General features: G+C 43.5%; 22 protein-coding genes. 6 read left to right on the forward strand and 16 right to left on the reverse strand.

Annotated elements, in window-relative coordinates:
• Positions 1 to 205: 205 nt before the first annotated feature.
• From PCC7418_RS02225 to rsmH, 3 genes are all read right to left on the reverse strand, one after another.
• Positions 206 to 1,390 (reverse strand): bifunctional oligoribonuclease/PAP phosphatase NrnA, encoded by a 1,185-nt coding sequence (locus PCC7418_RS02225; RefSeq protein ID WP_150107109.1) that lies wholly within the window; start codon positions 1,388 to 1,390, stop codon positions 206 to 208.
• Between the two features lie 247 nt (positions 1,391 to 1,637).
• Positions 1,638 to 2,138: an HNH endonuclease gene (locus PCC7418_RS02230; protein ID WP_015224545.1), complete on the reverse strand. Its 501-nt coding sequence runs from the start codon at positions 2,136 to 2,138 to the stop codon at positions 1,638 to 1,640.
• Positions 2,139 to 2,225: 87 nt separating this feature from the next.
• Positions 2,226 to 3,122, reverse strand: a complete 897-nt coding sequence (gene rsmH, locus PCC7418_RS02235) for a 16S rRNA (cytosine(1402)-N(4))-methyltransferase RsmH (protein ID WP_015224546.1) — start codon at positions 3,120 to 3,122, stop codon at positions 2,226 to 2,228.
• A 111-nt stretch (positions 3,123 to 3,233) separates the two neighbouring features.
• On the opposite strand from rsmH, the gene PCC7418_RS02240 reads away from it, so the two are divergent.
• Together PCC7418_RS02240 and PCC7418_RS20040 are read left to right on the forward strand one after the other, a co-directional pair.
• Positions 3,234 to 4,493 (forward strand): glycosyltransferase family 39 protein, encoded by a 1,260-nt coding sequence (locus PCC7418_RS02240; protein WP_216086668.1) that lies wholly within the window; start codon positions 3,234 to 3,236, stop codon positions 4,491 to 4,493.
• A gap of 16 nt (positions 4,494 to 4,509) precedes the next feature.
• Positions 4,510 to 4,824: a hypothetical protein gene (locus PCC7418_RS20040; RefSeq protein WP_015224548.1), complete on the forward strand. Its 315-nt coding sequence runs from the start codon at positions 4,510 to 4,512 to the stop codon at positions 4,822 to 4,824.
• 12 nt (positions 4,825 to 4,836) lie between these two features.
• Here the strand turns inward: PCC7418_RS20040 and PCC7418_RS02245 are convergent, their stop codons facing one another.
• Positions 4,837 to 5,514 (reverse strand): HAD-IA family hydrolase, encoded by a 678-nt coding sequence (locus PCC7418_RS02245; protein ID WP_041596398.1) that lies wholly within the window; start codon positions 5,512 to 5,514, stop codon positions 4,837 to 4,839.
• 19 nt (positions 5,515 to 5,533) lie between these two features.
• Positions 5,534 to 6,466 carry a tRNA epoxyqueuosine(34) reductase QueG gene (gene queG, locus PCC7418_RS02250; RefSeq protein ID WP_015224550.1) on the reverse strand — a complete coding sequence of 311 codons (933 nt, stop codon included), beginning with the start codon at positions 6,464 to 6,466 and terminating at the stop codon, positions 5,534 to 5,536.
• Positions 6,467 to 6,669: 203 nt separating this feature from the next.
• Between queG and ligA the strand changes: the two genes are divergently transcribed.
• Positions 6,670 to 8,706, forward strand: a complete 2,037-nt coding sequence (ligA, locus tag PCC7418_RS02255; protein WP_216086703.1) for an NAD-dependent DNA ligase LigA — start codon at positions 6,670 to 6,672, stop codon at positions 8,704 to 8,706.
• Positions 8,707 to 8,739: 33 nt separating this feature from the next.
• Positions 8,740 to 9,684 carry a tetratricopeptide repeat protein gene (locus tag PCC7418_RS02260; RefSeq protein ID WP_015224552.1) on the forward strand — a complete coding sequence of 315 codons (945 nt, stop codon included), beginning with the start codon at positions 8,740 to 8,742 and terminating at the stop codon, positions 9,682 to 9,684.
• On the opposite strand, the gene PCC7418_RS02265 is transcribed toward PCC7418_RS02260, so the two are convergent.
• From PCC7418_RS02265 to PCC7418_RS02285, 5 genes are all read right to left on the reverse strand, one after another.
• On the reverse strand, positions 9,685 to 10,416 hold the full coding sequence (locus tag PCC7418_RS02265) for a circadian clock KaiB family protein (RefSeq protein WP_015224553.1): 732 nt from the start codon (positions 10,414 to 10,416) through the stop codon (positions 9,685 to 9,687).
• A gap of 10 nt (positions 10,417 to 10,426) precedes the next feature.
• The gene (locus PCC7418_RS02270; RefSeq protein WP_015224554.1) at positions 10,427 to 11,719 is read right to left on the reverse strand and encodes a type IV pilus twitching motility protein PilT; all 1,293 of its coding nucleotides are present in this window, start codon (positions 11,717 to 11,719) and stop codon (positions 10,427 to 10,429) included.
• A 124-nt stretch (positions 11,720 to 11,843) separates the two neighbouring features.
• Positions 11,844 to 12,815: a protochlorophyllide reductase gene (locus tag PCC7418_RS02275; RefSeq protein ID WP_015224555.1), complete on the reverse strand. Its 972-nt coding sequence runs from the start codon at positions 12,813 to 12,815 to the stop codon at positions 11,844 to 11,846.
• A 102-nt stretch (positions 12,816 to 12,917) separates the two neighbouring features.
• Complete coding sequence (gene hrcA, locus PCC7418_RS02280; protein WP_041596122.1) at positions 12,918 to 14,003, reverse strand: heat-inducible transcriptional repressor HrcA; 1,086 nt, start codon at positions 14,001 to 14,003, stop codon at positions 12,918 to 12,920.
• 9 nt (positions 14,004 to 14,012) lie between these two features.
• Positions 14,013 to 14,363 (reverse strand): rhodanese-like domain-containing protein, encoded by a 351-nt coding sequence (locus PCC7418_RS02285; RefSeq protein ID WP_015224557.1) that lies wholly within the window; start codon positions 14,361 to 14,363, stop codon positions 14,013 to 14,015.
• A 183-nt stretch (positions 14,364 to 14,546) separates the two neighbouring features.
• On the opposite strand from PCC7418_RS02285, the gene PCC7418_RS02290 reads away from it, so the two are divergent.
• A complete protein-coding gene (locus PCC7418_RS02290) occupies positions 14,547 to 15,752 on the forward strand; it encodes a phosphoglycerate kinase (RefSeq protein ID WP_015224558.1) in 1,206 nt (401 codons plus the stop codon).
• 61 nt (positions 15,753 to 15,813) lie between these two features.
• Here PCC7418_RS02290 and PCC7418_RS02295 read toward each other — a convergent pair whose 3' ends face one another.
• The 6 genes from PCC7418_RS02295 to PCC7418_RS02320 all read right to left on the reverse strand — a co-directional run bounded on the left by PCC7418_RS02295 (position 15,814) and on the right by PCC7418_RS02320 (position 20,705).
• Positions 15,814 to 16,500 carry a Crp/Fnr family transcriptional regulator gene (locus PCC7418_RS02295; RefSeq protein ID WP_015224559.1) on the reverse strand — a complete coding sequence of 229 codons (687 nt, stop codon included), beginning with the start codon at positions 16,498 to 16,500 and terminating at the stop codon, positions 15,814 to 15,816.
• A 74-nt stretch (positions 16,501 to 16,574) separates the two neighbouring features.
• A complete protein-coding gene (locus PCC7418_RS02300) occupies positions 16,575 to 16,964 on the reverse strand; it encodes a DUF1499 domain-containing protein (RefSeq protein WP_015224560.1) in 390 nt (129 codons plus the stop codon).
• 34 nt (positions 16,965 to 16,998) lie between these two features.
• On the reverse strand, positions 16,999 to 17,214 hold the full coding sequence (locus PCC7418_RS02305) for a DUF4089 domain-containing protein (protein ID WP_015224561.1): 216 nt from the start codon (positions 17,212 to 17,214) through the stop codon (positions 16,999 to 17,001).
• Between the two features lie 206 nt (positions 17,215 to 17,420).
• Positions 17,421 to 18,668 (reverse strand): flotillin family protein, encoded by a 1,248-nt coding sequence (locus tag PCC7418_RS02310; RefSeq protein ID WP_015224562.1) that lies wholly within the window; start codon positions 18,666 to 18,668, stop codon positions 17,421 to 17,423.
• Entirely contained in the window at positions 18,665 to 20,032 is a 1,368-nt protein-coding gene (locus tag PCC7418_RS02315; protein WP_015224563.1) for a flotillin family protein, read from the reverse strand. Before PCC7418_RS02315 ends, PCC7418_RS02310 begins: the two co-directional genes overlap by 4 nt.
• 25 nt (positions 20,033 to 20,057) lie before the next feature.
• Positions 20,058 to 20,705, reverse strand: coding sequence for an OB-fold-containig protein (locus PCC7418_RS02320; protein ID WP_015224564.1), 648 nt, complete (start codon positions 20,703 to 20,705; stop codon positions 20,058 to 20,060).
• Positions 20,706 to 21,074: 369 nt separating this feature from the next.
• Here PCC7418_RS02320 and malQ point away from each other — a divergent pair, with 369 nt between their 5' ends.
• Positions 21,075 to 22,577: a 4-alpha-glucanotransferase gene (malQ, locus tag PCC7418_RS02325; RefSeq protein ID WP_015224565.1), complete on the forward strand. Its 1,503-nt coding sequence runs from the start codon at positions 21,075 to 21,077 to the stop codon at positions 22,575 to 22,577.
• The last annotated feature ends 29 nt before the right edge of the window (positions 22,578 to 22,606 follow it).

A 22,606-nucleotide genomic window follows, 5' to 3' on the forward strand; every position in this document is an offset into this window, starting at 1 on the left:
TTCCTCGCCAATGTTTTTAGGGCTTGTTGGGCTAACGGCACTGCCTTACCCCTTCTAGGGCTGTTTAACCGTTAGCGGCAGGGCTACAAACTGGAAAGCATTTGTAGGTGCCATGACCTTAAAAACGTAGTCAGTTAAGACTTAGGCTGGTCAGCTACCTGAAGCTGGAGGCACGAAGCCCCCGTGCTTCAGCCGGGGGTGCTGACTAATCGGTATTAATCAAACTGTCATCTGGATTGACTAACCGCAGGAGTTTCTGTTTAATCTGGGTGTCAAACACTTCCCATTTCAACTTCGCATATTCGGAATGTTCGTTAAACCCATATAAAAATCCTAGCGGAACTTCAAAGCCTCCTGCCATATAGCGTCCACCGCCAAAGTAACGCCCTTGGGTATCTTGACCAAAGGCTTCTTTGATAAATTCATCGGGATCGAGGGTGAGTTTGCTAGTCCGCAAAGAGCCAATGACAACTTCTAACTCTTCGTGTTCGTTGTGGACAATACCATAAACCACGGCGGTATGAACGTTTTCTTCTGTGACCAGAAAATCAGCAGCTTGGGGAATGGCATCGCGGTCATCGTAGCGTAGGTAACCCACACCCGCAATGGAAAAATTATTCTTGACCAGACGGTTACGCAAAGACCGTTCAATGACATCCATCACTCGTTTGGAGCGCGAGGTTTGAAGCACGGCATTTAAAAGCTGCACATCATAAAACCGACTCAAGAAAGCAGCAGCAAGAAAGTCTTCTTCTTGGGCTTGCATTAACCGATTGGTATCGGAACGTAAACCGTGCATGAGAGCAGTCGCACATTTAACGTGCTTGCTGTTACTGGTATTAAATTTTAATAACCCGCCTTGAATGTATTGGGTGAGAATGGTTGCTGTGGCGCGGGTGTGATTGCGTAAATCTACAAATTCCCCATCAGCTTCTCCCTGGTCGCTATGATGGTCAATAATGACAGTGATCGGGAGTTGATGTTCACGAACTAAGGGCATTAACTGGCTAGTTGTGCCTTGGGTATCAATTAAAACACAGCCTTGATAGACGGATAAGTCTCGCTCTTTCAGGGTTTGAATCCCCCAACGCTTGGCGGGGAGTCCAGTTAGTTTCACTAAAGCAATATTTTCCTGATGTGATAGGATTCCAGCGTAAACAATATCACACTGAATCTCGTATTGTTGGGCAATCAGTTGATAAGCCCAAGCACTGGAAAGGGCATCGGGATCGGGAAAGTCTTGGATAATAACCAGTTGTCTTTCCCCGCGATGGCGCTCTAGGGTTTCTTTAAACGCCTCAATAATCTGATTGAGAGCGGTGTCAGTGTTGCTATAATGCTGATTTTCCTCTGGGTGAGTTGAGGATTCAGCATGATTAACCTCTGGCATTTCTTCTGTGTTTATGGAGTTGCCATTGGCTTGAGAATAGCGAGAGTTGGGATAAGAAATCAGGTTAGATGACATGGTTTAACCAGAATATGAGATGCAATCAAACCCATCTAGGTGATGATGTCTGTTTATCTTTTGGGACATTTCCTAATTTTGACTTGCCTTTTCGGAAAAAGACAAGTCGGTTTGCTTGATCTGATCCTGGTGTTTATGTTATCTTCATTTGGCGCGATGATCAGTGAGTGGGCTACTGGATACCAATTACGTATTTCCGCCATTCCTGATTGCGATTCCCTTGAATGTGCCGAGCTAGCTCAAAGTGCAGACTGCTATAGGGACGACGAGGAGGGCGAGCTAGGGGCATTTCTGCTTCCCTAGGGGTACGACTGCCTTTTTTGACGTTACAGCGGACACAGGCTGCAACGATGTTTTCCCAAGTATCGCCACCCCCGCGCGATCGCGGGATGACATGATCTAAGGTCAGTTGGTCGCCTTTGTAACCGCAGTATTGGCAACGGTTACTGTCTCGTTCTAAAATGTTCCGACGGGTTAAAGGGATCTCTTTGTATGGAACGCGGACATAGTACCGCAAACGAATGACGGTGGGCAAGGGGAAGCCAGTGTAAATGAGTTTTCCGTTGTATTCCAGTTGTTCAGCTTTCCCTTTGAGCAACAACACTACCGCTCGTCGCCAACTGGTGAGGTTGAGCGGTTCATAGGAGGCGTTTAGCACCAAAACCTTGCTCATGGGCTCAAAATCTAAATTTAATTTAATATTACTCCAGATGTTAGCACAGACTCTTTTTGGTTTGAAAACTTTTCGTTTAAGGGCAGTTTAACAATCACTGAAAAGAGGAGAGTTTTTTTGAGCAATTCTGAGTTTAGCTGAGCGAGCGCGTGGATTTTGGCGATTTTCTTCTGATTTGGCAATGATCGGTTTTTTGGTGATCACTTGTAGTTCTGGATTTTGGCGAAAACTGTGTTTGACGATCCGATCTTCTAAGCTGTGAAAGCTGATGATAGCGATTTTCCCTTCTGGTTTTAGCCAGTGGGGCGCAATCTCTAAAAAGGTTTTTAGGTTGTCGAGTTCGTTGTTAACCGCGATCCGCAGGGCTTGAAAAACACGGGTGGCGGGATGAATTCTGCCATATCTTTTCTGGGGAGGAAAACACAGCGCGATCGCGCTGGCGAGTTCAGTTGTGGTGTGAAACGGTCGTTTTTGTAAAATTTTTCGGGCAATTTTCCGAGACTGTCTTTCTTCCCCATAATGATAAAAAATATCGGCTAAAGTGGTTTCATCCCAATGATTAATAATCTCCGCAGCCGTGAGGGATTGATCTTGATTCATCCGCATATCTAAATTGGCTTCTTTTTGAAAACTAAAGCCTCTGTTGGCGGTATCGAGTTGCGTGGAACTCACGCCTAAGTCAGCTAAAATCCCATCAAATTGTTGTCCTTGAGGGTCATACTCCGCAAAATTAATGTGGTAAAATTCAAGAGAATTGTTATTGGCAAAGGCAAGTCTTCCTTGGGCAGCAGCGATCGCGCTTTGGTCTTGATCAAGTGCTGTAATCTTGATCGAATCAGCTGCTCTTAAAATGAGTTCGCTATGTCCACCTCCCCCAACGGTTGCATCAAGATAGTGTCCATTTTCTTTGATGTCTAATCCTTGAATTACCGCCTCAGTTAAAACAGGAAGATGGAAAAAAAGTTGTTTTTCTTCTCGGGTCATTATTGGGAGATCGTTAAGGGTTATGAGATGATAGTTTGAGGGAATATTCCACTGCTAGGATAACATTGAATTTGACCATTGAGGATGATTCGGAAAACACCTGTGACGCTAATGATTATTCTCATCCTCGGTAGTTTTTTGAGGGGGATGAATCTTGGGAAAAAACCACTCTGGTTAGATGAAATAATTACAGCCTTATTTACCTTTGGAGAAGGGTATCAAGTCATTCCCACGGGAACGATTTTCTCAATTCAAGCGATTCCCAATTTTTTCACGTATCAAGAACAAAGTTGCTCACACCTTGCGAATTTTTTAGCAGAACAATCGACCCATCCACCGCTTTTCTTTTGCTTGTTACATCGCTGGTTAGGAATCATAGAAACACTAAACCTATTCAATGATTCTTTAGCAACTCAATTGCGAGTTTTACCTACTTTGTTGGGAATAATTGCCATTTTTTTATTATATTATCTCAATCAAAAGGCGTTTTCTCAACAAGCAGGTTTAGCGGGTGCAGGAATCATGGCAATTTCTCCCTTTGCTGTCTATTTATCCCAAGAAGCCCGACAATATAGCTTACTCTTCGTTTTAATCGCGATCGCGCTGTTTGCCTTAGTCCAAATTATAAAATCGGATCGAAATGCTTTTCTTTCTTGGTTAATTTGGGGAATTGCCAACAGTTTAGGAATTTATACCCACTATTTTTTCTTACTTTCCTTGGTTGCTCAAATGATCATTCTCTTTATTTTCTTAGTTCGGGAATCACCGCGACGTTTATTCTTGCTTTTTGGGATGACGGGAGGCGTAATTTTAAGTTATTTACCATGGCTTCCTACTCTCATCACCCATATTTATAGCCCCAAGACAGATTGGTTACCAAGTTTTGATTGGTTTGCCCCCATTTATCAATTAATTCTCGGTTTGATTATCATGGTAGTGACGTTTCCTATCGAAAATCAACCCACTACAATTCAAATCATTTCTGCTTTAGTGATGCTAGGTTTGAGTGGTTGGTTACTCTATCATTTCAGTCTGGGCTATCGGAAATTATTAAAAGATCGAGTCACTCAGAAAGTGACGTTGGCTTTATCTTTATATCTTGTTCTGGTCTTGTTGCAATTTTTAGTAATTATCTATGGATTAGAAAAAAACATCGCGATCGCGCCTCGCTATAATTACGTTTATTATCCCGCAATTGCCTCACTGTTAGGGGCAAGTTTAAGCGCCCGAAGCGAACAGATTCATCCTGCTCTCTCTCGAAAACTGTTTAGTATTGTGGGAATCATCGGAATAACAAGTTGTTTATTTGTCGTCTGGAATCTTTTCTTTCTTAAACCTTATTTTCCCGAAAAAAACGGCTCAACGATTTAATCAATATTCAGAACCCATGTTAATTGTAATGGGGTATCAAGATGAGATGGATTTAGCCATTGGATTAAGTTATGGTTTAGCATTAAATGAGATTCGAGATCCAGCTTTAAGCAGCAAATTTATTTTTTTAGATCGTCGTCAGGGATATCAGCGAATTTGGGAAAAAGTCAGGGAATTAGATTTAGAGGTGTCGCAAGTGTGGGTGATTGGAACTGGTTTAAAGCAAGTTCATTTTCCCAAACAATTAGGGATTGACCAGAGTCGAAATTGTCAGCGCGATCGCGATAATTATTATCGGATTGGGATTCCCTATCAACGGTATCAGTGTTAAATCAAGCGCGATCTAATCTCGAAAATGGACTGATTTCAGATTCCATTGACACCAATAATCAGTAGTTGTTACTTGAGAGAGTTCGCTGGGATTATGAATAAGTAGATCTGGCTGACAACTGTGTAAGGCGGTTGCAGAATTATAGCCCCAACTGACAGCAATCATTCTCACCCCGCTTTTCCGTGCTGCTTCAATATCCCGAGTTTCATCGCCCACGTAAATGGCTACTTGCGAAGAAAACTTTTTTTGGCGGAGTAAGCGTTGAATAACTTTATGTTTTCCCAATAAGTGAAAACTACTCTCAACAAAATTAAAGTAATGTAACAGCCCATGCTGTCTTAAAAATTGAATCGCATTTTCTTCTGAGTTCGAGGTGATAATACCTAATTGAAATTGATGGGATTTCAAGGCTTCTAAAGTCTCTTCAATTCCTGAAATTGGCTGAATATTAGGAATTTCTTGTTTCAATTCTTGTTTGACTCGTTGAATTAAAAAGGGAAGTTTCCACCAAGAAACCCGAGATTGTTTTAAGATTTCTCGGGTGGTTAAATTTTCATAACGAGCAATTTCGGATTCACTCAAGGGAGAAAAACCAAATTCAGGGGCTAAGCGATTTATAATCGCAATGACAGCTTCTTTCGTATCGGCAATTGTTCCATCAAAATCAAAAATAATAACTGGAGTATTCATAGTTAAAAAATGAACGGGTTCAAGTCCCATCTTTTCCCAGATTAGCACGAGCATTCCGTCGCCACATTTCTGGCTTAATCCGTCGTAGGGCTGATCCCCGCGTTTTTTGATCCCAAGTTTCTGCCGATAATTGGGCTAATTCTGCTAAATTGGGAGCAAGATGATCTGATCGGAGTTGAAAGTCTTCACAGTCCGTTTCTTGGGCAAATCTTTGATTCCATGGACAAACCTCTTGGCAAATATCACAGCCTGCAACCCAGCCCTTGAGATCGATATTTTCAGGTAACTTCTCGGCACGGTTTTCAATGGTATGGTAAGCAATACAGCGATTCGCATCCACCACAAACGGTTGCGGAAACGCATCAGTGGGACAAGCCTCTAAGCAACGGGTACAAGTGCCACAATGTTCAGTATGGGGAGAATCTGGGGTTAAAGTTAAGGTGGTTAAGACTTCCCCTAAAAACACCCAACTCCCATAGTCTCGCGTAATCACATTACTATTTTTGGCAATCCAGCCGAGTCCCGCTTGTTGCGCCCAAAACTTATCCTGCACTGGGCCCGTATCTGAATAATAGCGCGATCGCGCTTCTGGGGCTTGTTCGTCTAACCAACGCGCCAGAGCTTTCAGCTTTTTTTGCATTACTTTATGATAATCTCGTCCCCAAGCATACCGTGAGACTTTTCCCTGTTCTGAATTTTCAGGTTGAGAATGAGAGGTATAGTAATTAAGGGCAACTGCAATGACAGATTGAACATTAGGAAGACATTTTTCTAAATCAAATCGTTTCGGATTATCCATCCATTTCATATCCGCCTGATAACCCAAGGTTAACCAGTTTTTGAGGCGCGTTTGGGCTTCAATTTGTTCTTGATTATTAGCAGCAGCAATTCCCACTTTATGAAACCCAAGTGATTTGGCTTTGGCTTTGATTTGTGTACTATTTAAAGACATTTTTTGTTCTTTGTTCTTTGTTCTTTGTTCTTTGTTCTTTGTTCTTTGTTAACTGATAACTGGTCACTGATAACTGGTCACTGCTCACTGGTCACTGATAACTGCTCACTGGTTACTGATAACTGCTCACTGATCACTATTCTCAACAGACAAAAAATTACCTATGGTATATTAACGAATAATCAACCATACAGGACAATCAACTGCTGACCGTGAATACTGAGCAATGGGTTAACCAACTGCGCCGACAATTGCAACGGGCGAACTATGCCTATTATTTGCAAGATAATCCGATTATGGAAGATGAAGTGTATGATCGGCTTTATCGTGAGTTACAGGCGTTAGAAGAAAAATATCCAGAACTCATAACACCAGATAGTCCAACCCAGCGTGTGGGAGGGGGTGTTTCTGAGGGGTTTGCTTCAGTGAAGCATAATATTCCCCTTTACAGTTTAGAAAATGCCTTTGATTTGAGTGAGTTAGCACAGTGGGTCGCCCGTTGGCAAAATCAAGTTTCAGAAGAAACAACCGTTAATTATGTTTGTGAGTTAAAAATTGATGGCAATGCCCTCGCTTTAACTTATGAAAATGGTATTTTAGTCCGTGGGGTGACCCGTGGTGATGGAGAAACAGGAGAAGAAATTACTAATAATGTGCGAACCATTCGGACAATTCCCTTACGATTAGATTTAGAAAATCCGCCAGCACGAGTGGAAGTGAGAGGAGAGGCGTTTCTTCCCCGGAAAACCTTTGAAAAAATTAATCAAGCCCGCAGTGAAAACGGAGAAGCCCGATTTGCGAATCCACGAAATGCGACATCGGGAACATTACGACAACTTGATCCGAAAGTGGTGGCAAAACGTCAACTTGATTTTTTTGCTTATACCCTTTATGTAATCGATGAAAACACAACGATTAATCCCAAAACGCAAGCGGAATCTTTAGAGAGTTTGCAGGAAATGGGATTTCAGGTGAATCCGAATCATAAAATTTGTCAGTCCTTAAAACAAGTCGGGGACTATTATCAGAAATGGCAAGAAGAACGAGAAAAACTCCCTTATGAAACCGATGGCGTGGTCATTAAAATTAATTCTTATGCGCTACAAGAGAAACTGGGATTTACTCAGAAATTCCCTCGTTGGGCGATCGCGCTGAAGTTTCCCGCCGAAGAAGCCCCAACGAAGCTCAAAGAAATTACAGTTAATGTGGGACGCACTGGCGCAGTCACTCCTTTGGCTCATCTTGAACCCGTTTCTTTAGCGGGAACAACGGTGCAACGGGCAACCCTCCACAATACTGATTTTATCAATGAATTGGATGTCAGAATCGGCGATACGGTTGTGGTACGCAAAGCAGGGGATATCATTCCTGAGATTGTCCGCGTGTTACCAGAATTACGCCCAGAGTCCGCGCAGCCTTTCATAATGCCTACCGAATGCCCCGAGTGCGGGTCGCGATTAGTACGCCCAGAAGGGGAAGCAGTGACCCGTTGCGTGAATGTTTCTTGTCCTGCTATCTTACGGGGCAGTCTCGTCCATTTTGCCTCTCGGGATGCCATGGATATTAATGGACTGGGAGAGAAAATGGTGGAAAATCTCGTCAGTCAAGGTCTGGTGACATCAGTTGCCGATTTATATCACTTAACCGTTGAGCAATTGACCCAATTGGAACGAGTGGGGAAACAATCGGCTAGTAATTTAGTGAGCGCGATCGCGCAATCCAAACATCAACCTTGGTCACGGGTGTTATATGGTTTAGGCATCCGCTATGTGGGGAAAGTGAATGCAGAAACCTTAACTGAGCGTTTTTCCACCGTGGAGGAGTTAGCAAGGGCGAGTGTGGAAGACTTAAAAGCAGTGGAAGGGATTGGGGAAGAAATTGCGCGATCGGTGTATCAGTGGTTTAGAATCGAAGCCAATCAAGCCCTAGTTAAACAATTACAAGAGACGGGACTCAATTTCCAAGCCGAAGCGACAGAAACGCCCCCCGCAGAAACAACAATTGCTCAACCTTTTGCAGGGAAAAAGTTTGTTTTAACGGGAAAACTCAAACACTTGACTCGGAGTGAAGCCCAACAACTTATTGAACGCGCTGGGGGAAAAGTCAGTTCCTCGGTTAGTTCCAAAACCGATTACGTTTTAGTGGGTGACAAAGGCGGATCGAAACAAAAGAAAGCTCAAGAACTGAATATTCCTCAAATGACAGAAGATGAGTTTCAAGCACGAACAATGGGCTTATAATTTTAACATAATGATCCGATAAGGATATCACTTATGGTTAATAATCCAGATAACTCTCAGATTCAAGCTGATCTCGATGAAGCGATCCAACTGAAAAACAAGGGTCAATTGGATCAAGCTCTTAATAAAATCGAACAAATATTAATTATTTCTCCTGATCATGCCCCAACCCTCAATCAACTGGGAGCAATTCACCTCGCTAGAAAAGAATTTGAGAAAGCAATTGCAGCTTATCAAAAAAACATTGAATTCAAACCGAAGAATGCTCAGGCTTACCATGGTTTAGGGGATGCTTACTTGGGAATGAACAATTTCACAGAAGCAATTACCGCCTACCAAAAAGCCCTAGAAATTAATCCCCAGTTACCGCCTTATGTGCATAAAAAATTAGGGGATGCCTTCCAGCAAGCTGGACAAAAGCAAGCAGCAATTACCGCTTACCAAAAAGCAGTAGAACTCAATCCGAATCAAGCAGGCTTTTATAATGTTTTAGGTGATGTTTACTTGCAAACGAACAATCCCAAAGAAGCAATTACCGCCTACCAAAAAGCCCTAGAAATTAATCCCCAGTTACCGCCTTATGTGCATAAAAAACTCGGCGATGCTTTGAAACAAGGGGGACAAATAGAAGAAGCCATTGCTACTTATCAAAGCGCGATCGCGCTGAATCCAGACAAACCATGGCTTTATCATGCTTTAGGTCAGATTTATTTCCAAACCAACCAGCTAGCAGAAGCAGTGACGGCTTTCGAGACATTTGTTGAATTGAAAAATGACAACCCCAATGTTTATCAAAAGTTGGGTCAGGTGTATCACAAACAAGGCAAAGTCAAGGAAGCCTCCCAATGTTATAAAAACGCGATCGCGCTGAAACCCGAAAACCCCCAAGTCTATCGCCTCATTGGTGACCTTTTCCTCGAAAATGGACGGGAAGAGCAAGCATTGAAAGCCTACCGTCGCGCTCTTTCTCAATCCTAACTAGGGCGTGGCAATCAACTGTAAAATGCGATCTACGTTGTCCCACTCGCCAACAATCCGTCGCACTGGTTCTGGATAGAGGCGAACTAAGGTCGGAGTTGCTGAAACTTGATTTAACTCCGCCTGTTCTGGATGCTTCATAATATCGACAACTTTTAACGTATAAGAATTACTGAGTTTTTGTTCTAACAGGCGATGTAGAGTGGTGAGGGCTTCTGTTGTGCTATGGGAGTGTCCAGAGACAAATAAGCGTAAAATGTAGCTGGTAGGGGCGGGGACAGGGGATTGAGATCGGGTAGGTGCTTGCTCTAAAGGAGTCCCTCGCAGCGACTCTAAATTAACCACTAAGTCATGATTCTCCCAAAGTTGAGGAAACTGTTCGTGATAGGTTTCCATGATTCTGGGGTCACCATACCCCTCTTGCCATGGTAAAACAGTCCATTGCTGTTGAATCCCAAAAATTGCATGGAGTAGAGGTTGATAGCGTTGTACTAACGGATACACCTCACAAGACACTTGTATCCGATTGGATTTCGGATCAAGCCACTGATCCATCGTTGCCGTATAAGCAGGAACAAGAAAGTGGGGAGATTCTTTAAGATTCAGTAACTCTTTTAAACCTTCACACAGGTCAAGATGCCAACGTTTGCTTTTATCAGCATCGAACCCATAAATTAAATCTCCCCCTGGGGTAAATAAAGCAATACCTTTATAGGATTGATCATCACTCATGATTGATCATTTAAACGCGTCCACGAAGCATTTGCGCCATTTCATTGGGCGTTGGCGACCATTCGAGGGCAGTTTCTTCGCTAATTCGTCCTTCCTGATAGAGTTGAAACAGGGACTTATTCATGGTCATCATACCATCATATTCCCCATCAAGCATCAATTCGGTAATTTCGTCATATTTGCCATCCCGAATGTACTCCTTCACGGTTTCGGTGTTGATCAAAATGTCATGAAAGGCAGCCCGTTTGCCATCCGTGGTGCGACATAACCCTTGGGAAATCACCGATACTAAAGACTCCGCAATGGCAACCCGCATGGCAGGTTGTTCTTCTGGGCTATAAAGGCTTAAAATCCGTTCTAGGGTTTTCACCGCACTGTTGGTGTGTAAAGTTCCCATGACCACGTGACCCGTTTGGGCTGCTTTCAGAGCCGTGTTGACGGTTGCGCGATCGCGCATCTCCCCAATTAAAATCACGTCTGGATCTTCCCGTAAAGAGGCTTTCAAGGCGTGATCAAACTCTAGGGTGTGCATTCCCACTTCCCGTTGACGGATTAAAGCCCTCTGACTCTGATGGACGAACTCAATGGGATCTTCAATGGTGATAATATGCTTAGGCATCTCCTGATTAATATAATCCACCATTGCAGCCAACGTTGTTGACTTACCAGACCCCGTGGGACCTGTTACCAAAATCATCCCTTTGTGATAATGGCAAATATCCTTAAACACCGCCGGTAACTTCAACTGTTCCATCGTCAAAATTTTCAAAGGAATCAGTCGCAAGACCATCCCTGGCCCGTTAAGAGTATCAAACACATTAATCCGCACCCGAGCAAAATCATATTGCGTCGCCCCATCAAATTCTAAAGTGGTTTGAAACTTCTCCACTTCTTCTTCGGTGAGGATTTCATATAACCAACTCATAAACGTATTCTGGTCAGTCTCGGGATAATCGGAAGAATCCATTTCTCCCCGGTTGCGGAAACGAGGAACTTCTCCCACCCCCAAGTGAATATCGGAAAATCCCTCTTCGTTGGCTTTATTGACAATATCAGCTAACGTCGGTTGTCCTTTCGATGGCGAGGGTTTAGGCTTCGGTCGAAAGGTGGCTTTTCTTTGCCCTGAAGGGGGAGGCGGAGGGGGCATTGCTCCTTTTTTCTGTGAGGGCATTTGTTGCGTCACATCCGACTCAGTGTGGGCTTCGGTGACCTCCTCTTGTTGCCGATTTTGAGGCGTGCGAGGGGGAGGTGGAGGGGGGGAGATTACTGGGGCGAGATTGCGGTTGTCTAACCATAATTGCACTTCTTGTCCATTTAAGGCTTCTTAATTACCTATTTTGGCATCCACATTGAATATTTGTTTTCAGTTATTGGTTAATCGCAACCGAAAACGGAGTTGAACGGTTAACCAATAACCTGTCTTGCTGTTATTCTAGTCCGACCAATTTCGCACTCAATTCCCACAACCGTTGCGCTTTCGCTTCGTCTGTGGCTTCAGGGGACATTTCTTGAACAAAGGATTTCCCATCTTTTTTCTGACGATTCCCCCAACTCCAGTATGCACCAGATTGTTTGTATTCGGGATCTTTAACCACTGCTGCCACTCGTTTTCCAGCTTCTGCTTCCGAAATATACCCCCCCGTGATCTTTTTTTGGAACCAGGGGAAGATTTTCTGGAAAAGAGAATAGTGATTTCGGAATAACGGACTTTCCGCGACACAGCCAGGATAAAGGGAACTGAAGGTAATTCCTGTTGCGTCGTGATAGCGTCGGTGCAGTTCCTTCATGGTCAGCACATTGCACAGTTTACTGTCTTTGTAGGCTTTACCTGGCTTAAATTTCTTGCCATTAATCATGGAAATTGGCGCTTTAAATCCGTCTTCAAAGCCTTTGAGATCTCCTAAATCGGGCGGTGCTGGGATGGGAATTTTACCCCCGAGTTCTTTACGGTTAGCGGTTACAGTGCCGAGAATCACTAAGCGGGGATCTGGAGAATTGGATTTTTTGAGGTCTTCTAAGAGTAAATTACAGAGGAGAAAATGTCCCAGATGGTTGGTTGCTACCGTGAGTTCATAGCCATCGGGGTTGCGTTTGGGTTCTTTGAGAATCGGCATATAAACCGCAGCATTACACACCAGCGCATCTAGGGATTTGCCAGTAGAACGGAAGTTATTGACGAATTCACGAACACTGTCAAAGTTAGCCAAATCAATAGGAATCACGGTATAGCGATCTTTCGGAATTCCGACTTGTTGCGCTGCTTTTTCGCTTTTTTCCAAGTCACGACAGGCCATGACGATATCCCATTGATCGGTATCAGCAAGTGCTTTGGCGGTGTATAAACCGACCCCTGATGAAGCCCCAGTAATCACAACTGTGGAACGTTGATTGTCTGCCATATTTCTTTCCCTAACTCCGTTAAAAAATGTGAAGTTATTATCTGATTTGTGTTCAAATTTTATCGTCAGTAAAGGGGAGAACCAGCAAGACGACAACAATTATTAATTTTTTGTGAGGGTTTGGGAGAGGGTATCGGCAGCCACTTCGACCAGCGCGATCGCGTTTTCATAAAGCATTCGCGTCGGACCGATTAAGCCCACACTACCACTAGGGGCTTCTCCCTGATAGTAATTGGCGTAAATCAAGCTACAGGTTTGCATCGGTTCCAGAGGATTTTCCGAGCCAATCCTCACCGTCACGCCCCTCTCATTACTCCCTGCTTCCACCACATCAAAAATAACAGAACACAATTGCTCCTGTTCTGCTTCTAGCAAATGCAGTAAGGTTTGCACTTGTTGTAATTGGGAAAATTCCGGTTGGCGTAAGACTTCTGAAATTCCCCGCACTAGAATTTGGGAAGAGGGACGAGTTTGACAGCGTTGAATCAGTTGTTGACAAATCTCTTGCAAAAACTCACTGTCTTGTTTCCATTCTTTTTCTAATTCCACCGCTTTCAGTGTCGCCAACTCAGCAAGTGAGCAACCTTGTAATTTTTGATTTAAAAAATTTGATAATAAATCCAGTTCTTCTTCAATCCCTTCTCCGAGTGCTAATTTTTCCGCAATCCAAGGCGGAGGATCGATTAATCCCGATTGAGTTTGATAAGAGTCGGTAATAATAATGAGCATAATGCGCTGATTATCGAGAGGAACCAGTTGCAAATGCCGTAAATAAGCCGTTTGTTGCTGAGGAAAGGTAATAACTGCCATGTAACCGCTTAAGCTGGCTAAGAGTTGCGCCACGCCATAAAGGAGTGCTTCTAAACTGCCCACTTCTTCTTTAATTGCATTACTCAGCAGTTGATCCAATTGTTCCCGCAGTGCTTGATCCGGTCGCATAATTTGGTCAACATAAGTGCGATACCCAGAGTCCGACGGAATCCGTCCTGCAGAAGTATGGGGTTGATACAGTAAGCCTGCTTTTTCTAACCAGCCCATTGCGTTACGAACCGTTGCCGAACTGACGGTAAAATCATATTCGTTGACCAAGGTTTTAGAACTCACCGGTTCGACTGTGGCAACATAATGACGGATGGTTGCAGACAGAATATTTTGATGACGTTCTTTTAAGCGCATGGTTTTAAGCATGGTTACAGTTTAATAACGAGGAATAGATGAATCAATAGCAAGGGAATAAGCATCGATTCCGCCGATGATGTTTTTGACGTTGCTGAAGCCTTGTTGATTCAACCAGTAACACATTTGAGCGGAACGAATCCCGTGATGACAGATCACAAGCGTTTCTTTCTCGGTATCCAAGTGAGTGTGAATTTCTTGAGCCCAGTATTCATATTGGCTTAAAGGCAGATTGATAAACCCAGGAATTGCTGCTGTTTCCACTTCTTGCGGTTCTCTGACATCAATTAACTGAATGCTTTCGGAAGGGTTGGTTTGCAGCGCGATCGCAAGGTCTTCTACTGAGATGTGTTGAAACGGAGTATCAGCCATTTTTAAATTAACTTCAATAAATGTTTCTTCTTTAAACGGTAACCCAAGAAGAAAGCCGTTCACCTAGCCAGAGCAACATTCCCTTTCGGACACACTCAACGGTAAAATCAGCAAGGGAGTAATCATAAAAAATAACTCACTCTCCAAATTATAGTAAGCCCACATAACAGGAGGAAACGAACCGTGGCGAAAAAAACAATTGCCAGCCTCACCGAAACCGATCTTAGCGGTAAACGAGTTTTTGTCCGTGCTGATTTTAATGTTCCCCTTAGCAAAGAAGGTGAAATTACTGATGATACTCGCATTCGCGCTGCCCTCCCTACCATTCAGGATTTAATTCAAAAAAACGCTAAAGTTGTTCTTTGCAGCCACATGGGTCGTCCCAAAGGTGAAGTGAAAGAAAAATTACGTCTCACCCCTGTTGCGGAACGTCTATCTCAGCTTCTTGGACAAGAAGTGGTTAAGTGTGATGACTGTATTGGTGAGGCCGTTCAACAAAAAGTCGATGCTTTAGAAAATGGTCAAGTTGCCCTCTTAGAAAACCTCCGCTTCCACTCTGAAGAAGAAGCCAATGATCCAGAATTTAGTCAAAAACTTGCTGCCAATGCAGATGTTTATGTCAATGATGCGTTTGGTACGGCTCACCGCGCTCATGCTTCCACCGAAGGGGTAACAAAATACCTCAGCCCTTGTGTGGGTGGCTATCTCATTGAGAAAGAACTCGATTACCTCAAAAATGCCGTTGAGAACCCTCAACGTCCCTTTGCTGCTATTATTGGGGGGTCTAAGGTCTCCAGTAAAATTGGTGTTATTGAAACCTTAATTGAAAAATGTGACAAGTTAATCATCGGCGGTGGCATGATCTTCACCTTCTTTAAGGCGCGGGGAATGAGTGTTGGTAACTCTCTGGTTGAAAACGATAAACTTGAACTGGCAAAGTCCTTAGAAGCGAAAGCGAAGGAAAAAGGGGTTGAGCTTCTCTTCCCGACCGATGTCATTATTGCGGATAACTTCGCTGAAGATGCAAATACGCAAACGGTTACAGTAGAAAACATTCCCAATGGCTGGATGGGTTTAGATATTGGTCCGAACAGTGTGGAAGCCTTCAAAGAAGCCCTGGCTGACTGTAAAGGCATTATCTGGAATGGTCCGATGGGTGTCTTTGAAATGGAAGCCTTTGCCAAAGGAACAGAAGCGATTGCTCGGACTTTAGCCGAATTAACTGATAATGGCGCAATTACCATTATTGGTGGCGGTGACTCGGTTGCTGCGGTGGAAAAAGTGGGGGTTGCCGATAAAATGAGCCATATTTCCACTGGTGGTGGCGCAAGTCTCGAACTGCTAGAAGGAAAAGAACTTCCCGGGATTGTTGCTCTGAATGATGTTTAAACGAATCGTTTAGCAACTGAGTTAGGGTGGGCTGAGTCCACCCTATGACATTGACATTAAACTATAAACTTCCTGCTGCTAAATGGCTAAGTTGACGAACATTCGTAATGGATAAAGTGTTTTCTTCTTGATTTAATTCCAGCCAGCCTTTACTTTGGAATTTATGCAAAAACTTTTGTGTTTCTTCCAAATTTAGATCAGACAGATCAGCAAGATCTTGTTCGGGAAAAAGTAAAATTTCCATTCCCTCTTCTGTCGGTTTCCCATAAGTTTCTGCGAGGGAAACTAGGGTATGTGCTAATTTCACCACAGGTGGATGATGGCGTAACTGTAAGCGACTGTCCATTTGTCGCAGTCGGCGAACAGTAATTTGTAAGAGTTTATGATGCAGTTGGGCATCTTGGAAGAGGGTTTGAATAAAGCGTTGTGCAGAAATACTAATCACTTTCGTGTCACTAAGAGCAACCACTTCCGTTGCGCGAGGGGGTTCATCTAAGATTGCACTTTCACCAAAAAAGTCCCCCCGTCCTTGAATTGAGATTGTAATTGGAGTTTCGTTACACCAACGTCTTGCTTTAACCCAGCCAGACACAATGAAATATACAGCGTTTCCCCAAGATTGATCGCAGAGAATGTTTTCTCCAGCTGCAAATTCCTGCTCAATGGCAACAGAAAGTAACCAGTCTAAAGTCTCTGTTTCTGCAGCATTAAACAGGGGGAAAATCTCACTAACAATTGTACTCTCCATTAAAAGTTGCTTGCTTGATGAATGAATCACAAATTAACTAAAGCGCTGGGTGAAATTCAAATATTTTTTTAAGATTATCGATTCTTGATCAGTGCTTGCAATTGTTGACGAATTTCCTCAACTCGTTTGCGATTAACGCCTAAATCAGATTTGCCTAAACGAGAGGCAGAACGAACATGAATGACTTGGTTCACATCATCTTTATGAAATTCTACATCATCAACAAATCCCATTAATTTACTCTTAAATTCAGCATAAAGATAATTTTCAGTTTCTTCAATGATGGTGGTTCGTTCCATGTTGTTAACCACTCTTTTAATATCAGTAATCTGAGCATAAGGAAGTGGTTCAATGGCGTGTTCCGCGTCAGAACTTTGGCTAGAAACACAATTGGGAGTGTTGGGACAAGGGGTTAATTTTCCCGCTTTGACACCCAGATCGGTGGGTCGTTTTCCGGCAAACATAAGTCTTTTTTTAGGTATTCTATTCTATCAAAAATTAAGGTTTAAAGACAGGAGCAATTTCGGTGTGAGACGGGAGGGGAAATTCCATAACCGTTTGCGCGATCGCGCTCAGTTGTATGAAATGATCAACGACCGAGCTTCGGTACTGATCACGAAGATTTAAACCGAGTAAATCGGCTGTTTGTGCCACATAAGCCTCATAATCAAAGGCAGGAGGGGAAGGATAGGGTGAATTAGAATCGCTCATCATCAGCATATCACTCAACACTACGGATATTGTGCCATAGTTCCTGTGCAACTCTTCGCCTCTGAGATCTATAGCAATCCTAAATCAGTTGTAAATTCCTGCTTATGATCCCCCCTTCAATAAGAGATCATATTGCTATAGCAATCCCATAAGAATTTTAAATTAATCCCCCTACTGCTTTGGCAAAGGGGGAACGGTTAATCAACTTTTTACTCTTGACTTGTCTGATTTGCCTGTCCCATTCGTTCTGCGATACTTGGTAAATCAATCCCCGTGCTTTCTCGCAACTGTTCGGTAAAAGCTGCTAATTTTGTGGCATTCCCCCCTTTCGCTGGATCAATCACCGTTACCTTCTGCACATCAATTTCAGGAACTGTACTCACCATATTAGATAAAAGGGGTTCCAATTTCTGGAAGAGGAAAATTTCTCGGGCGTTTTCTCCCGCAGCATTCCAAGACTTGGCGAGACTGCGTAACCCTTCCGCTTGCGCTTTCCCATCCTCAATGATGCTCGCTGCTTGTCCTTTGGCTTCTGCTTGCGCCCGTTGACAGTCTGCTTCGGCGGGGGCGACCACATCCGCTTGTAACTGTTGTTCTACTTGTTTCCGTCGTTCCCGTTGTACCGCTAAATCGGCTTGAGTGCGGGCGACTTCCGCTGCAATTTCGGATTCGGCTTCCGCGATTCCCGCTTCTCTCTGAGTAAGGGCATTTTGTAAGCGACGGTTGGCTTCAGCGCGAACTTTTGCAATTTGGGCTTCCACTTGACGCAGAGAAGTATTTTTCTCGTTTTCTGTTGATTGCAATGCGGATTCGGTTTTGGTTCTCGCTTCTGCAATCCGAGCATCTCGGAGTAAATCTGCTCGTTGTTTGCGCCCAATGGAGTTAAGATAGTTTACCTCATCAGAAATGTTCTGAATTTGTAAGTTATCTAAGACTAACCCTAACTTTTGTAAGTCGTCTTCTGCTTCTTCTAATAAACTCCGAGCAAACGCCATTTTATCTTCATTCACTTGTTCTGGGGTGAGGCTCGCCAGTACCCCTCTTAAATTTCCTTCTAGGGTTTGTTGAGCAATCTTTTCAATTTGCTTTTGGCTTTTCCCTAATAACCGCTCGATCGCGTTGTGAATCGTCGGTTCTTCTCCAGCCACTTTAATATTCGCGACTCCATCCACTTTTAAAGGAATCCCCCCTTTCGAGTAAGCATTGGTCACTTTCAACTCAATAATCATGTTGGTAAGATTCATCCGAAACACTTTTTCTAACAAAGGTTTGCGGATACTACTTCCCCCTTTCACCAAGCGATAACCAACGCTTTTATCACCAGCGACGGCTTGACGAGTTCCAGCAAAAATCAAAATTTCACTGGGCTGACAAATGTAATATAAATTTTTAATCACGAGACCAATCGTTCCCGCACCGCCGAATAATAGAACCAGTAAAGTTAAAATCGCAGTCATACTTCTTCCTCCTCCATTTGGCTTGGTTCAGCAACTTCAGTCTTTTTTCCACTGAGAGTAATCCCGAGGGTTTCTTCCGATTGTTGTAAAAACTGACGAATCATTTCAGGATAGGCATTAGACAGAGACGCAAGGGCTTTACCATCGCCATTATCAATCACAGTTACTTCGCCTAAATGCAAGCGATGAGGGACTTTTGCTGCTTGTTTCAAAATCATGTCCATCTGTTGCACTAAGAATAACTCTGAAGCATCAACCCCCGTATCTTGCCAAATTTGGGCTAACATTTCGTTCACTTCGGCTGAGGCTTTGGTATCTTCAGCAAGTTTAGCTGCATTCCCTTTCGCTTGTAATTCGTCTGCTTTTTGTTTGGCTTGTGCAGGTAAAATTTCATCCACTTCTAAACGAGCCTTTTCCAGTTGCGCCCGAACCGCCTGTAATTCTTGTTGGGCGCGGGCTTTGGCTTCCTTGGCTGCTGCGGTGGTGCGTTCTTCTTCGACCCTTGCTTCTTTCTCAACTTCTGCTTTAATCCGTCGTAGTTCGTTTTCTTTTTCTTGAACTGCGGTGCGGGTTTCCGTTTCTGCAACTTCCGCTTGGCGATCGCAGTCGGCTTCAATTTGTTCGGCTTCTGCAACCGCGTTAGATTCAGCAATTTCCGCATCTCGAACAATGGTGGCAATTTGTCGCCGTCCAATAGAGTTAAGATAATCCACCTCATCCGAGACACTTTGAATTTTTAGCGTATCCAGTTGTAAGCCCAGTTTCGCTAAATCCCCACTGACATCATTGGCAATGCGGGCTGCAAATTCTAAACGGTCTTCGTTTAACTGTTCGGGTGTCAGTGTCGCCACAACGCCCCGTAAATTTCCTTCGAGGGTTTCTCTTGCCACACGGGAAATCTCACCGCGATCGCGCCCTAAAAAGCGTTCAATGGCATTTCCCACCAATGACCAATCCCCAGAAATCTTAACATTAGCAATGGCTTGAATATTGAGAGGAGTTCCTCCTTTGGCATAAGCATTGGTTACTTCAATGGGAATCGGTAAGGTGGTTAAATCCATGGTTTCCACTTGTTCCAAAATCGGAATCCTAAAAGCCCGTCCCCCATAAATCACCTTATACCCTAGTTCCTGACCATCTTGGCGTTTATATTTCCGACCCGAAATAATCAAAATTTTATTGGGATCACAAATTTGGACACAAGCATTGATCATACCCACTAAAATAATTGCAGCCACAATAACAACTGTAATTCCGAAGCCAAAACCCAAAGAATTACTATTATTGCTTTGCGCCAAAATCGGGGGGGAGGAAACTTCTATCACCGTTTCTGTTTTGAGTTCTTTGTCTAATTGCTGAACCATAATTTCAGATTTTCTCCCGTTCTATTTATTGATCCTTCAAATTATCGGTTGAGACCACCCACACTCGGTTCTCTTGACAAGAAACAACGAGAACTTCTTCTCCTTGTTGAAATTGTCGATCTTGTTCGGTCATCGCAGAAAATCCTACCCTTGACCCTTTGACAGAAAGTTGGACTTTCCCCCGACTATTGGCATCAAAGGGAATTTCTACCGTCCCGATCACACCCACTAAATCATCCGTGCGAGTAAAACTATTGGTATAATTTCCGCCTAAAACTCGCAATAACCAAGCCATTGCTGTACCAATGGTTAATCCCATAACAACCGCAATCAGAGCGATCAAGACAACGCCTAAATTCGGTTGTAACCAAGTTAAGGCTAAGCCAGTTAAGCCGAAAAAACAGATCCCAAATGTCCAAAATTTAAAGCTAAAAATTGTCAGCCAGAGTGTTTGTTGCTGAGAAGGATTACCGAGCCAAGGATTATATTTCTTTTCTCTTTTGCCTTGATTTGTTCCGAAATCAATATCATCAAAATCGGCTTCTGCATCCACATCAGCATCCATCTCAAAATCGGCTTCGGTATCAAAATCAAAGCCCTCGAAACCACCAGATACCGATAACGCAACGAAAACGCCACCAATTAAGGCACAGGCTAAATAAATAACAAGCATTATCTTTAATAAAGAGGCTTTGGTAGAAGCAGAGAAAGGCTCTCTACTCAGTTACGTTTTTACTTTAAACCAGCTTGGTCTTAAAATTGCCAAAATCATTGTGTTCGATCATACAAAAAAGCAAAATATTTATATTTCTTAATTTTTGTTCTTTGTTATTGGGTCTTGGTTCTTTGCTCGCCTCAGGAACACATTACGGAAAATTATAGGTTTTTTTAATTGCAATTCAGATGTCAAACTGTCTAAGGTAAACTAGATCAGTAACCATGGAAAGCCTTCCTATTCGTGGGTTTGATAACTGGTCACTGGTCACTGGTCACTGCTATAACTGACCGTACCTTAGTATCAAGTCGAATTAAATAGAACTCTATGCAACTTGACCGAGCAAGCGGAATTTTACTTCATCCCACCTCCTTTCCCAGTCGCTACGGAATTGGAGATTTGGGGGGAGAAGCCTATGAATTTGTTGATTTTTTAGCAGGAAGCGGACAGACTGTATGGCAAGTGCTTCCCTTGGGACCGACGGGGTTTGGAAATTCTCCTTATTTATCTTATTCAGCATTAGCGGGAAATCCTTTATTAATCAGTCCCGATAAACTCGTTGAGGAAGGGTTATTAACCCATGAAGAAGTGGATCAATTTCCCAACTTACCCGAAGAAAGAGTAGATTTTGATCGCGTGGAAGCCATCAAAATGCCCCTTCTGCGTCAAGCCTTTGAACGGTTTGCCAAACTCCCCGAAGATCAACGCGGTCCCTACCATGATTTCTGTAATCAACATAGCTATTGGGTGGAAGATTTTGCCTTCTTTATGGCGTTAAAAGAAGCCCATAATGGGATTAGCTGGCATGAATGGGAAGAAGGACTCGCCAAGCGCGATCCCAACACCCTACAAAAATGGAAAGAACATCTGGGATGGGAGATTTATTACCATAAATATCTCCAATTTGAGTTTTATCGCCAATGGCAAAACTTAAAAAACTATGCCAACGAGCGACAAATTAAGATCCTAGGCGATATTCCCATTTACGTCGCTCATGACAGCATGGCGGTTTGGGTGCACCAAGATATCTTTTGTCTGGATCCAGAAACTTGCCAACCCTCTTTAATGGCGGGTGTTCCCCCCGATTACTTCAGTGAAGGCGGACAGTTATGGGGGAATCCCGTTTATAACTGGGAACAAGTGGAAGCCAATGGGTTTGATTGGTGGTTAAATCGCTTTGAAGGGACGCTGGATTATGTAGATTTACTCCGAATCGACCATTTCCGAGGCTTTGAGTCCTTCTGGGCGGTTCCCCAAGGAGAAAAAGATGCGCGGAATGGTCATTGGGTACAAGCCCCTGGTGAGAAGTTCTTTAAGATTTTGCGGGAACGTCTCGGTGAATTGCCCATTGTCGCTGAAGATTTAGGGATTATTACTTCCAATGTGGAGGCTCTACGAGCACAGTTTAATTTCCCAGGAATGAAAGTCTTACACTTTGCCTTTGATTCGGGTCCGGAAAATCCTTATTTACCCTTTAATTATCATGACCGTAACTGTTTGGTTTATACGGGAACCCATGATAATGATACAACGGTTGGCTGGTACAAGAAGCGTAATGCGGAACAAAAAGAAACGGTGCGTCAGTTTGTTGGCGGTATTTCTTCGGAAGGGGTGCACTGGAGTTTGATTCGGGTGGCTCTAGGATCAGTGGCAAATCAGGCGATGATTCCCCTCCAAGATATTTTAGGCTTGGGGAGTGAGGCGCGGATGAATACGCCCAGTCAGTTAGGAGAAAATTGGGCGTGGCGTTATCGTCGTGATGAGTTGACGAATGAGTTGCGCGATCGATTGGGAATGTTAACCGAACTCTATGGTCGCGCTCCCAGTTAGACTAGATTAGCAGGAGTTAGGGAGTTTTT

This window comes from Halothece sp. PCC 7418 (genome assembly GCF_000317635.1).
Classification (GTDB): domain Bacteria; phylum Cyanobacteriota; class Cyanobacteriia; order Cyanobacteriales; family Rubidibacteraceae; genus Halothece.

What these genes read in the sequence shown, in the direction of transcription:
- PCC7418_RS02225 (WP_150107109.1), bottom strand. Translation starts at nt 1,390, where the DNA reads ATGCCAGAGGTTAATCATGCTGAATCCTCAACTCACCCAGAGGAAAAT.
- PCC7418_RS02230 (WP_015224545.1), bottom strand. Translation starts at nt 2,138, where the DNA reads ATGAGCAAGGTTTTGGTGCTAAACGCCTCCTATGAACCGCTCAACCTC.
- rsmH (WP_015224546.1), bottom strand. Translation starts at nt 3,122, where the DNA reads ATGACCCGAGAAGAAAAACAACTTTTTTTCCATCTTCCTGTTTTAACT.
- PCC7418_RS02240 (WP_216086668.1), top strand. Translation starts at nt 3,234, where the DNA reads ATGATTATTCTCATCCTCGGTAGTTTTTTGAGGGGGATGAATCTTGGG.
- PCC7418_RS20040 (WP_015224548.1), top strand. Translation starts at nt 4,510, where the DNA reads ATGTTAATTGTAATGGGGTATCAAGATGAGATGGATTTAGCCATTGGA.
- PCC7418_RS02245 (WP_041596398.1), bottom strand. Translation starts at nt 5,514, where the DNA reads ATGAATACTCCAGTTATTATTTTTGATTTTGATGGAACAATTGCCGAT.
- queG (WP_015224550.1), bottom strand. Translation starts at nt 6,466, where the DNA reads ATGTCTTTAAATAGTACACAAATCAAAGCCAAAGCCAAATCACTTGGG.
- PCC7418_RS02260 (WP_015224552.1), top strand. Translation starts at nt 8,740, where the DNA reads ATGGTTAATAATCCAGATAACTCTCAGATTCAAGCTGATCTCGATGAA.
- PCC7418_RS02265 (WP_015224553.1), bottom strand. Translation starts at nt 10,416, where the DNA reads ATGAGTGATGATCAATCCTATAAAGGTATTGCTTTATTTACCCCAGGG.
- PCC7418_RS02275 (WP_015224555.1), bottom strand. Translation starts at nt 12,815, where the DNA reads ATGGCAGACAATCAACGTTCCACAGTTGTGATTACTGGGGCTTCATCA.
- hrcA (WP_041596122.1), bottom strand. Translation starts at nt 14,003, where the DNA reads ATGCTTAAAACCATGCGCTTAAAAGAACGTCATCAAAATATTCTGTCT.
- PCC7418_RS02285 (WP_015224557.1), bottom strand. Translation starts at nt 14,363, where the DNA reads ATGGCTGATACTCCGTTTCAACACATCTCAGTAGAAGACCTTGCGATC.
- PCC7418_RS02295 (WP_015224559.1), bottom strand. Translation starts at nt 16,500, where the DNA reads ATGGAGAGTACAATTGTTAGTGAGATTTTCCCCCTGTTTAATGCTGCA.
- PCC7418_RS02300 (WP_015224560.1), bottom strand. Translation starts at nt 16,964, where the DNA reads ATGTTTGCCGGAAAACGACCCACCGATCTGGGTGTCAAAGCGGGAAAA.
- PCC7418_RS02305 (WP_015224561.1), bottom strand. Translation starts at nt 17,214, where the DNA reads ATGATGAGCGATTCTAATTCACCCTATCCTTCCCCTCCTGCCTTTGAT.
- PCC7418_RS02310 (WP_015224562.1), bottom strand. Translation starts at nt 18,668, where the DNA reads ATGACTGCGATTTTAACTTTACTGGTTCTATTATTCGGCGGTGCGGGA.
- PCC7418_RS02315 (WP_015224563.1), bottom strand. Translation starts at nt 20,032, where the DNA reads ATGGTTCAGCAATTAGACAAAGAACTCAAAACAGAAACGGTGATAGAA.
- PCC7418_RS02320 (WP_015224564.1), bottom strand. Translation starts at nt 20,705, where the DNA reads ATGCTTGTTATTTATTTAGCCTGTGCCTTAATTGGTGGCGTTTTCGTT.
- malQ (WP_015224565.1), top strand. Translation starts at nt 21,075, where the DNA reads ATGCAACTTGACCGAGCAAGCGGAATTTTACTTCATCCCACCTCCTTT.